12 protein-coding genes and 2 pseudogenes are annotated in these 10,219 nt (G+C 38.2%); 7 read left to right on the forward strand and 7 right to left on the reverse strand.

The features are described 5' to 3' along the window. Positions 1–42: 42 nt before the first annotated feature. The 5 genes and pseudogenes from CSV74_RS15035 to CSV74_RS15055 all read right to left on the reverse strand — a co-directional run. Positions 43–696, reverse strand: a pseudogene (locus tag CSV74_RS15035) (vitamin B12-dependent ribonucleotide reductase); the annotation flags it as partial. A 237-nt stretch (positions 697–933) separates the two neighbouring features. Continuing rightward, on the reverse strand, positions 934–1,215 hold the full coding sequence (locus tag CSV74_RS15040; protein ID WP_143560781.1) for a DUF559 domain-containing protein: 282 nt from the start codon (positions 1,213–1,215) through the stop codon (positions 934–936). A 3-nt stretch (positions 1,216–1,218) separates the two neighbouring features. Continuing rightward, positions 1,219–1,812 carry a hypothetical protein gene (locus tag CSV74_RS15045; RefSeq protein ID WP_099692294.1) on the reverse strand — a complete coding sequence of 198 codons (594 nt, stop codon included), beginning with the start codon at positions 1,810–1,812 and terminating at the stop codon, positions 1,219–1,221. Positions 1,813–1,886: 74 nt separating this feature from the next. Beyond that, a pseudogene (locus CSV74_RS15050) lies at positions 1,887–2,702 on the reverse strand (ribonucleotide reductase N-terminal alpha domain-containing protein); the annotation flags it as partial. A 164-nt stretch (positions 2,703–2,866) separates the two neighbouring features. Then, positions 2,867–3,700 (reverse strand): lipoate--protein ligase family protein, encoded by an 834-nt coding sequence (locus CSV74_RS15055; protein WP_029054544.1) that lies wholly within the window; start codon positions 3,698–3,700, stop codon positions 2,867–2,869. 175 nt (positions 3,701–3,875) lie between these two features. On the opposite strand from CSV74_RS15055, the gene CSV74_RS15060 reads away from it, so the two are divergent. The 3 genes from CSV74_RS15060 to CSV74_RS15070 all read left to right on the forward strand — a co-directional run bounded on the left by CSV74_RS15060 (position 3,876) and on the right by CSV74_RS15070 (position 6,202). Beyond that, entirely contained in the window at positions 3,876–4,226 is a 351-nt protein-coding gene (locus tag CSV74_RS15060; protein ID WP_369802795.1) for a rhodanese-like domain-containing protein, read from the forward strand. Positions 4,227–4,286: 60 nt separating this feature from the next. Beyond that, positions 4,287–5,552 (forward strand): ATP-binding protein, encoded by a 1,266-nt coding sequence (locus CSV74_RS15065; RefSeq protein WP_099692296.1) that lies wholly within the window; start codon positions 4,287–4,289, stop codon positions 5,550–5,552. A 488-nt stretch (positions 5,553–6,040) separates the two neighbouring features. Further along, complete coding sequence (locus tag CSV74_RS15070; protein ID WP_369823731.1) at positions 6,041–6,202, forward strand: Spo0E family sporulation regulatory protein-aspartic acid phosphatase; 162 nt, start codon at positions 6,041–6,043, stop codon at positions 6,200–6,202. Positions 6,203–6,373: 171 nt separating this feature from the next. Here the strand turns inward: CSV74_RS15070 and CSV74_RS15075 are convergent, their stop codons facing one another. Next, positions 6,374–6,922, reverse strand: a complete 549-nt coding sequence (locus CSV74_RS15075) for a DUF7010 family protein (protein WP_099692297.1) — start codon at positions 6,920–6,922, stop codon at positions 6,374–6,376. A gap of 87 nt (positions 6,923–7,009) precedes the next feature. Beyond that, the gene (locus CSV74_RS15080; RefSeq protein WP_099692298.1) at positions 7,010–7,435 is read right to left on the reverse strand and encodes a DUF1801 domain-containing protein; all 426 of its coding nucleotides are present in this window, start codon (positions 7,433–7,435) and stop codon (positions 7,010–7,012) included. A gap of 484 nt (positions 7,436–7,919) precedes the next feature. On the opposite strand from CSV74_RS15080, the gene queC reads away from it, so the two are divergent. The 4 genes from queC (at position 7,920) to CSV74_RS17145 (ending at position 10,034) form a co-directional block, all read left to right on the forward strand. Beyond that, on the forward strand, positions 7,920–8,585 hold the full coding sequence (gene queC, locus CSV74_RS15085) for a 7-cyano-7-deazaguanine synthase QueC (RefSeq protein ID WP_099692299.1): 666 nt from the start codon (positions 7,920–7,922) through the stop codon (positions 8,583–8,585). Next, positions 8,585–9,136 carry a VUT family protein gene (locus CSV74_RS15090; protein ID WP_099692301.1) on the forward strand — a complete coding sequence of 184 codons (552 nt, stop codon included), beginning with the start codon at positions 8,585–8,587 and terminating at the stop codon, positions 9,134–9,136. The genes queC and CSV74_RS15090 overlap by 1 nt, the downstream gene beginning before the upstream one ends. A 14-nt stretch (positions 9,137–9,150) precedes the next feature. After that, positions 9,151–9,639 (forward strand): preQ(1) synthase, encoded by a 489-nt coding sequence (gene queF, locus CSV74_RS15095; RefSeq protein ID WP_099692300.1) that lies wholly within the window; start codon positions 9,151–9,153, stop codon positions 9,637–9,639. 194 nt (positions 9,640–9,833) lie between these two features. Continuing rightward, the gene (locus tag CSV74_RS17145) at positions 9,834–10,034 is read left to right on the forward strand and encodes a hypothetical protein (RefSeq protein WP_369823732.1); all 201 of its coding nucleotides are present in this window, start codon (positions 9,834–9,836) and stop codon (positions 10,032–10,034) included. Positions 10,035–10,219: the final 185 nt, after the last annotated feature.

Below are 10,219 nucleotides of genomic sequence, written 5' to 3' on the forward strand. Positions count from 1 at the left end.
AGCTTTCCCGCTTCATCCCGCAATTTTTAACGTGAGGCGAACTTCACCACACGGATTCGTTGCTACAACTTGCTGTCCGTACGCTTTCGCATTCGTGTCGTCATTCGCATTATCAATGAAGAAAATGCCTGGCTCCGCTGAATACGTAGCACAGATATTAATTAAATCCCATAGTGCGCGAGCTTTAATCGTGCGATAGACACGAACTTCGTGACCTTGACGTTCCCATTCGCGTACGTCGCCAACTTCATGCCACTGTTCATTATAATACTTCATTTGTTCAGGTGAGTAATTTTCGACTGCCGGGAAACGTAAGTCGTAATCCGCGTCTTCTTCCACCGCTTTCATGAAATCATCCGTTAAGGTTACAGAAATATTCGCTCCTGTCAGGAATTCCGAATTATGAACGGTGTACGTTCCACCATCCTGAAGCTTTAGCTCAGCGTCACGGATAATCGCTGCGTTAAAACCACCTTGACCTGGGATTTGTTTATAGTTTGTGATGCCTTGATACATCGCTTCTTCTTGTGCTGTCAAAGGTTTGAAATTCAATTTCTCATTGGCCAGCTTTTTAATCATTTCATCTTCTGTGTTTTCGATCAAATAGCGCAAAATTCGCGGATTCTGCATTTTGGAGATGATGAATTCATAAATGTCCGGATGCCAGTTTGATAACATGATCATTTGAGCCATTATGTTACGTTGATACGCTACATCAACTCTCTATGTCACCATAGAGTTCAGACCATATCTTACACCTTCTAGAGGTGTCCTCGCACTTCGAGTTCGCTTGAACCCTACTCTACTCGCTTATGCTGTTTGCATGCTTTCGATGGTCGTTGAACCTTCCTCATAACATTCGCTTTAGAGGCTTGGCTGCTGATTGTCTTTAACCACTTGTTGTTTTCAAGCATTCACGCTCACCGTTTCCAGTCACGTTGTAGCCAACAAGTCATTTATGATGTCTTTCACTATTTCAAAATTATTTAGAATGTCATCTTCCCAAAAACGTTTTATCTCATATCCATTTCTTCTAGCAATTTGATCTTTAAGCAAATCAATTTGAATTCTTTCTAATTGCCAGATTGCAGGTCTTGGATAAAATTTAGGATTTGCATGCCAGTAGTCCCCATCGCATTCAATAATCAAATTATAATCTCTTAAGAAAAAATCAAATTGTCTTCTATCTAGAATAAATGAATATTTATAATTCACTTTCTAAGATATCAGATACGCCTCCATCAATTTCTCAATTTTTGTTTTTTGAAATGAATGGTTTTCTAATTGTCTTAGAGTAGCTGCTCTGATTTTTTCAATTGTCTCTTCTGTATAGATGCCAGTCTTTCCACTATTCCATGATGGTGTTCCATTTTTCTTACGAGTTTTTGCCGTTTTAGAAATTATTTTTTCAAAATGCTTCAATTTATCTTCAGCGGTCATAGTTTTATGCCAGTCAATTATGCTGTTGGATTTTAAGATTTTGGCACATTTCGGACCGCTTGTTTTTGTTTTTCTATTTGATGCCTCAAACTTCTTAAAACATATATGGCATTCTAAAGGTAATCCTTTTCCACCACATGACCTACTGCAGTATTTTTTCGGAACACCCCTTCGTAATTGAACCAACTTATTACAAAACTGGTAAGAACACTTTAAAACATTCTCATCATAGAAATGGATTAATAAATATTCATCTAAACTTAAGTAATGATTCGATAAAAGATGCGATGTGAATCTTCCTTGCTTGTTATGTGTGAATACGAGTCCACAAACTTGACACTTCTGTTCAACTTTAGCATCATATTTTTTCACTAGTAACACCCCTATTACATTTATTGGATGTTAAGCGATAAAGATATCCCAGCAATTCACGAGGTTTATTTATAGACGAGGCACTTCTTTTTACCACGTCTTGATCCGCCCTGCTCAACCAAATGAGTCAACTTCGCAATATCATCCAACCAGGAAACCGATCCAGATGACTTACCGTTGACACCACGCGCCAATGTGTTGCGTGGACGCAATGTCGAACCGTTTGTTCCTACACCGCCACCACGACTCATAATCTCCATCACTTGCTTACGGTGATCGGAAATCCCTTCACGGGAATCGGGTACAAACGGCATCACATAACAGTTAAAGAATGTGACATCCGTATCCGATCCTGCGCCATACAGCACACGACCAGCCGGAATGAAGTTCAATGCCTTTAACTGATCATAGAACATGTTATACGACTGCGTTTTTCTATCTTCCGTCTTTTCAACAGAAGCAAGTCCGGTAGCATTACGTTTCGCAATTTGCTCGTAAAACACTTCCAGTGGCTTCTCTAACACATCAAGGGGACGTGTGATAATACCTTTTTGCTGCTCGTCCATATCATCAATTGATGAACGATATTCTGGTTCGATCCAGATATCTGCTTTTCCGTTCTCTTTATCAAGGGTCATAATATACCCTAACCCTCGAGCGGGGAACTTTGGATCTTCTCTCACTGTTAGAACGACAAAATCGCCCTCTTTAAGTGTCTTCTTTTCCATATCTTTAAATGAATACCGATCGATCATTACTAGACGAGATACTCCACTATGAGTTAGCTTCATATCCTCCGTAACCGGGTGAACTTGAGGGAACTGCACAATATCCTCATTCAACTGTTGTTTATCGAGCATCGGTTCGCCTTGCTTCGACATCGTAACCATGTAACATCCTCCTCATAACGCTACAAACACTATATATAGTGTTTGTCTTATTAAATAATCTACTACATATTGAATATTATATCAATCGCCATTTACTCTTCCAAAACAGTAAATCATTGATATCGCGACATTTTGACAAAAAAAATAAAACAAAAGGACCAATTTTATTTTTTAAAATTCCAGTCATTATTCGCATATTTCTCTTTTTCAATCTGATGAACCAAAGCGAGCTGTTCAGGTGTTAATTCTAACGGTTCTAATACAATATCGAGTGACGTTTCAAATCCTTTGGAAAAGGCTTGTTTGCATTCCTCCACTGAAATCTCTCGATCCGTCAATCGGTCAATCGCAATTGCGCGATCTGGCAACGTTCTACGTACACGTTCTTTCAGTGCAGGTGATGAATACGTGAAAATAGATGTTAATTTATCGACATCCAAGCTCATCAAAATTGCTCCGTGTTGTAATATCACGCCTTTTTGACGTGTTTGAGCACTGCCAGCAACCTTCTTCCCTTCGACGACGAGTTCATACCAGCTCGGTGCATCAAAACAAACACCGCTCTTCGGGCTTCGTAATTGCTCCGTGATGTCTTTATCTGGAATCGAGAACTCCGCCTGAAGTCCAAGATTACGGAAACCTTGCAGCAATCCACCAGAAATCACACGGTATGCTTCTGTTACGGTTTCTGGCATATTGGGATACTGCTCGCTAACAATTACACTATATGTAAGCTCATGTTCATGCAGGACACCACGGCCCCCTGTTGGTCTACGGACAAATCCGAGTCCCAATTCTTGCACTTTCTCCATATCAATATCTTTTTCAATACGTTGGAAATACCCGATAGATAAAGTAGCGGGTTCCCACTCATAAAAGCGTAGAACGGGTCCGATTTCTCCTCTGCTATGTAAGTCAAGAAGCGCTTCATCCAGCGCCATATTGAAGGAAGGACTACATTTTCCAGAGTCTACATAATGCCATACTGCTTTTGTCATAATCTATTCTCCCTCATCTTTAATACTCCACTTATAGTATAGGAAATCGTCAATGAAAAAAACAATAACGCATTTCATTTTATCATTAGGATTGAACTGATGCCACATAATCTTTATAATAGAGATATTGATAAAGGGGGAAGTTTTTTTGAGTTATTATATTTTGGGAGCAGCTGTGCTCGCGATCATTTTGTATTTCGTCATTACATACATACGGGTCGGAAAAGCATTGACCAGTCTGACGCAAGAAGAGTTTATTAAAGGATATCGCAAAGCACAATTGATCGATGTGCGCGAACCAAAAGATTTCGATGCTGGACATATTTTAGGTGCGCGTAATATTCCATTTACACAGTTTTCACAACGCTATAAGGAAATCCGCCCCGATAAACCTATATATCTTTATGATCAAAACACAAGCCGTACAGGCCGTGCTGCGTTATTCTTGAAGAAGAAAGGCTGTACAGAAATCTATCAGCTACGCGGTGGATTTAAACAGTGGTCAGGTAAAATCAAAACCAAATAATTATCATAGATCCTCCTTTAAAAGGAGGATCTACTTATTTATAAGGAGAGTGTTCTATTAATGAAACCATCTTTTTTAATTCCACTTCAGTCAGCACAGTACGAAAAGCTGACACATTATCAATATTATGGCGTTGTTATTGAAGCAATTCTAGACTCACTTCAGCGACGTTCACCTGCAGATTGGCAGATTATCCAAGTAGATGAATTCGCTTCTTACACAGAAACCATGCTCCCTGAGTTAATTCATCGCAAACAATTGCCTTACGAATCATTAAGTCATATATACGCCACATTACCGACACAAAAGATCCAGCAAGACGAATCTACTACTGCGTTTTCTCTACAAGACGCTGAAACCATCGACAATCAGTTACTATACTTTCCAGAACATCAAATCGCTATCGCAAATATCAGCTATTATGTCGCAACAGGTTCCACTTGGTCGGAACACACTGTATTCGCTCCATCTGCCACTCACGTGAAAAATTTCATCGAAGCATTGAATCAATTACAGCGGGAAGCGATGAAAACGAATATTACGTATTTAGTGGACACCGAAGAAGGCATAGAAAAAAAGACGTATGGCGCTGGCACACAAATTGAGCGTAGTGACGTCCTACTAGATGAAAATTTAAAAAACGATCTATTCCGTTCTATAGATGAATTCTTCCGAGATGGCGGCGCTTTCTTTAAAGAATACGGTCTGCCGTATAAACGAGGGATTTTGCTGTATGGATCTCCCGGTAACGGCAAAACGACGCTCGTTCGTTCTATCACTGGTACAACCGACGCACCTGTCGTCTACTGGCAAATCACGGAATTTACAGGGAGTCATTCGGTACAGGAAGTGTTCAATACAGTCGAACGCCTGGCACCCGCCATTCTCGTAATTGAAGACATTGACTCCATGCCGGAACATATGAGAAGCACATTTCTAAACATCCTGGATGGTGTGCATGTCCGTGACGGCTTATTCATCATCGGGACGACCAATTACCCCGAACGTATCGACCCTGCCCTAATCAACCGAGCAGGCCGCTTTGACAGCACATATGAAATCAAATCTCCGACACAGGCAGTTCGTAAGCTATACATGGAAAAACTGGATCGTAAAAAGATATTGTCTACAGAACAAGTTGAGGCAATAGCGAAGCAGACAAAAGGCCTTTCGGTATCACAACTGAACGAATTATATATGTCGATTGCACTCACCTACCATTATGAGGCGAACATTCAATACGAAGAACGGATCCGCCAGCTGCAGAAACAGCACAGACAAGCTACTCGGCATGATTGGGAGACTGATTCGACAATCGGTTATTAAAACGCAAAAGAGATTGCCTTAAATTTTTCAAGGCAATCTCTTTTTATTTATCTATTTTTTTAATCTGAATCACTGATTTTGTTTATTGATTTTTATCCAATTACAATTAAGTAATTACATATAGTATTCCTTGGTTACATTTAAAAACTTCTATGTTTTGATAAAGCCGCAACTAGTTCAGCCCCCTCTTTCACATTAAAAAGTAATCCGTACCTTATAGAACACAATAGTTTATATCTTCAGTACTTATTTGTGATGTTAAATGTATATTAGTCCCAATTCAAAGAGTTTTAATTTCTTCCTTTTTGATTGAATTATCAATTAATATACACATTCATGTCACAATTCAACAACAATATAAAAGTCAGTCAAAATGCGACATACTTTTCATTTCGTGTTGTATATGATAAGAAAGTTGCTTCCATACTAGCAAGAAAACAGCTACATGATTTGAAGCGTAATATATATATTGCGGAGGAATACATATGATGAAAACTGCCCAAAGAAAATTTTTGTTATTTAGAATTGAAGTAAAAAGAATAGTAATGTATAAGAAGGCCGGATTTTTAGGATTTACACATCCAAGCGTTGTAAAAAGCAGCCATAGCCTGGATACTTTATTGAACAAAGTACAAGGGATTTGCTCGTAACTACAGTAATTAAATCTATGACATCCACAATAGTTTCCGAGCAAAAAGACAGTTCCAAAATTGGAACTGTCTTTTCATATTCTATAAAATATGAGCATTCAGAATATAATGATTTATTGAAAAGATATAGATTTCCAATTGCGCGTGGGATATTACTTACATAAACACAACTTACACTCGCTTCACTGTCTTTCTATAGTCCATATTAAGTGTAATGGTTAAAATCAATAAAAACCCTACCATAGAAAAAGGGATCAGCCATAGATTGTCTACATTTGTATACAGACCTAAAAACATTATGCTTATCGCAATGACCGGAGCCGCGATATAATAAGGTTTTGCATTATACAACCATCCATACGCGAAAAAGTGGGCCCCTGTAATAATGGCAAAGATCATCATTGCATTATGTGGGCTTTGTAACATGCTCCAAAAAAGGATTGGAAAATAGATAATCTGTGCTAGATTCAAATATAACCCTAGACTTCCTAAGGCATTATGTTTATATTTCCAATCGGCCTTTAACACATGTGAAATACCAACTGAGAGCGGGAACATCAAACCTGTCGAAAAAAGCATCCATATATTTTTCTGAGTAATTTCTATCGACTGCACAAATATAACGGTAATGATTACCCAAATCACACTGGCAGACAGGAGAAATGAGATCCCATTTCTCCCTTTGATCGATAAATCATTTCTCATTTCATCTATCGTCAAGGAAACCTTCCACCTTTCCCGTTCTCTTGTAAAACAACATGCCTGAACAATGGCAATGACACCTATTACAAATACGCCACTACCTAGTTATTCTTGATTTGGATAGAGTTCTTTTATAAAGAATGCAGATTGTTCTATTAAGCTCTTTAATATCTCTATTTCTATATCCGCTACTTTGTTGATGTATATACACGATGTACCTGTTGTGTGTTTCCCGAAATCTTTCAATAATTTTTCACGCTGTTCATTTCCAAGTGTTAAATATAAACTGATTTTCGCGCTTCGCGGAGAAAAACCAACGATTGGCGCATCTCCTTCATGACCAGAACTGTATTTGTAATGATATTTTCCAAACCCTATAATACTAGGCCCCCATATTTTTGCTTTATAACCCGTTGTTTCAGTAAAGATTTCTACTAATTTAAAAGCATCTTCACGTTTTTTAAGCTGATCGATGTTCTCAATAAATTCGATGACACTACTATCGGTTTCTTTTGTTTTTAATTCGTACATCGAGCACACTCCGTTCTGAAAAGTTTTTTGTCGATTTATTCCCAGTCCGAATTGATTTCTTACTCATTATTTGTCTGCTGCTTCTCATGCAACTGACCATATACCCCCAGGCGATTACGGATGGTGGCACCGGTATCTCCTATTGAATTAATCGGAAAGAAATAGCGCTGTCGTCCCGCTGACATCATTATCATACATATGCGTTTCTAGTATACACGTATAGCTAAAAATCAATTTCCTACTTGTAAACCGTTGTCCTTGTTATTGCATTCATACAAAATGTTATGAAATAGTAATATAGCTACATCTGTATCACGTGTTATTAAATATACCAGTAATAGACAGAATTCTCAATCTACTTGTGAAAAGTACAATTCCAGTGTATATTTTAACTACTAATAATCATACGTGTCTTAGCTATATTTAGTTACGATTCTAAGATTATTACAGAGGGTTCGTAACCATCCCCTCTAAAAACAAAACTATGGAGGAATGTAGAGTGAGTAAAGCAGTTATAGTATTTAGTGGCGGACAGGATTCTACCACTTGCCTGTTATGGGCAATGAAAGAATTCGACGAAGTAGAAACCGTCACGTTTTTGTATGGACAAAGACATAAGTTAGAAGTTGATTGTGCTACAAAAATCGCGAAAGACTTAGGTGTTAAACAAAAAATAATTCAGATGGACGTTCTTAATCAGTTAACTTCAAACGCCTTGACCAGAAACGACATGCAAATTGAAGCAGAAGAAGGAAGAGTACCCAATACGTTTGTAGAAGGGCGGAATCATATATTTCTTTCGTTTGCAGCAATCTATGCTAAAACTGTTGGGGCAAATGCAATTATTACGGGTGTAAGCGAAACAGATTTCAGTGGATATCCTGATTGTCGGGATACGTTTATTCGTTCTTTAAATACAACATTAAATTTAGCAATGGACTATCAATTTGATTTGATCACGCCTTTAATGTGGAAAGACAAAGCGCAAGTTTGGGAATTAGCGGATCAAATGAATCGACTGGAGTATGTAAGAGAAAACACGTTAACTTGCTATAACGGCGTGATTGCCGATGGTTGCCAAGAATGCCCTGCTTGTAAGCTAAGAAATGATGGACTAGCGAAATACTTACAAGGGGAACACGTCTCATGATCCGAATTGCGATTTATTTATTATCCATCATTCTTGCCAACGTAATTACAGCACGATTTGCACCACTTGAACTTGGTCCATTAATTATTCCTTACGGTACCTTGTTTATTGGATTGACGCTTGTTATGAGAGATATGGTCCAAAATAGATTTGGAAGACATCAAACCTACATATTGATTGGAGTCGCACTCTTATTATCAGCTCTTACAAGTTATTCTTTAGGAGATCCACTATGGGTCGTCTTTGCAAGTACGCTTAGTTTTATTGTTTCAGAAACTGCAGATACTGAAATTTACACACGCTTTAAATTACCTTTTGTAAAGAGAGTATTATTCTCAGGCGTTGTAGCCGGATTTTTAGACTCTAGTTTATTTGTGATCATCGGTATCGGTCCACTCGGGCTTCAATTTGTCCCGTGGGAATTAGTTCCTTATGCCATACTAGGTCAATGGGTAGCGAAAGTATTGATGCAGTTAATTGTTGCGGGCGGAATTAGACAAGTTGTCATTAAGTTCAACATATATGAACCAAATATTTCGGAAGTACATTAAAAGGGGAATGAAACATGCCAGTTAACGGTGAAAACAATTTAACTTTACTTGGAAATCAACATACGAAATATAACTACGAATATGATCCGCACGTTTTAGAAACATTTGAGAATCAACATCAAAGCAATGATTATTTTGTTAAATTTAATATTCCTGAATTTACTAGCCTTTGTCCAATCACTGGCCAACCGGACTTTGCTACCATATATATATCATATATTCCTGATGTGAAAATGGTAGAAAGCAAATCGTTAAAGCTCTATATGTTCAGTTTCAGAAACCATCCAGGTTTTCATGAAGATTGTGCAAATCTTATTATGAAAGACTTAATTAAATTAATGGAGCCAAGATATATAGAAGTATGGGCCAAGTTCACCCCACGCGGTGGAATTTCGATTGACCCGTATTGTAATTACGGAAAACCTGGGACATATTTTGAACAAATGGCTAAAGAAAGACTGTTTCAACATGATATATATCCCGAGAAGATAGATAACAGATAATTTTTACTGCCAGACACGAAGACAATACCGAATTGTCACTGTGTCTGGCATTTTTACCATCGTTCTTAAATTCATATTAAAGCATAGCTAAATTTCTATACATAACTGCCAGACAAACCGAAAAAACACAATGTACATAGCTATGTATACTATAAATCTACTCACACCCCTTTTCAGTAGAACGTATTCAGTTTATATCCTCGCACCATAAACCAAATGAGGCATTTAGACACTATAAACCGATTAGCGTTGCCAAAACCGGAAACACTCTTTTCACTGTGTCTGACGCAAAAGAGGCACCAGATAGTGTATTCGCTAAAAATAACGCTACGTTTAACGACAACTTTCTACTCGCTATTGCCCAGCAACGTTTTTGGGAACGAGATACTTACTAATGATTCACAGTAAGAAGAGGCTGTGACATAATTATCTCACCCCGTTTCCCTGCACTCCTAAAGGCACACTTTCCGAGGGGCGTGGCTTGAGCCAAGCGAACAACGAAGGGTTCGCTTTGCCGTATTTCTGTGTACTTTGCAGAAATTAAGGCACCTGTCCAGGGTCTCAAGACGCACGCTGATCC

The organism is Sporosarcina sp. P19 (assembly GCF_002743165.1).
Classification (GTDB): Bacteria; Bacillota; Bacilli; order Bacillales_A; family Planococcaceae; genus Sporosarcina; species Sporosarcina ureae.

Bases quoted from the DNA above. Each gene is read 5' to 3' on its own strand.
- CSV74_RS15055 (WP_029054544.1), bottom strand. From the start codon at position 3,700: ATGACAAAAGCAGTATGGCATTATGTAGACTCTGGAAAATGTAGTCCT.
- queF (WP_099692300.1), top strand. From the start codon at position 9,151: ATGCCAGTTAACGGTGAAAACAATTTAACTTTACTTGGAAATCAACAT.
- queC (WP_099692299.1), top strand. From the start codon at position 7,920: ATGGAGGAATGTAGAGTGAGTAAAGCAGTTATAGTATTTAGTGGCGGA.
- CSV74_RS15070 (WP_369823731.1), top strand. From the start codon at position 6,041: ATGAAAACTGCCCAAAGAAAATTTTTGTTATTTAGAATTGAAGTAAAA.
- CSV74_RS15080 (WP_099692298.1), bottom strand. From the start codon at position 7,435: ATGTACGAATTAAAAACAAAAGAAACCGATAGTAGTGTCATCGAATTT.
- CSV74_RS15065 (WP_099692296.1), top strand. From the start codon at position 4,287: ATGAAACCATCTTTTTTAATTCCACTTCAGTCAGCACAGTACGAAAAG.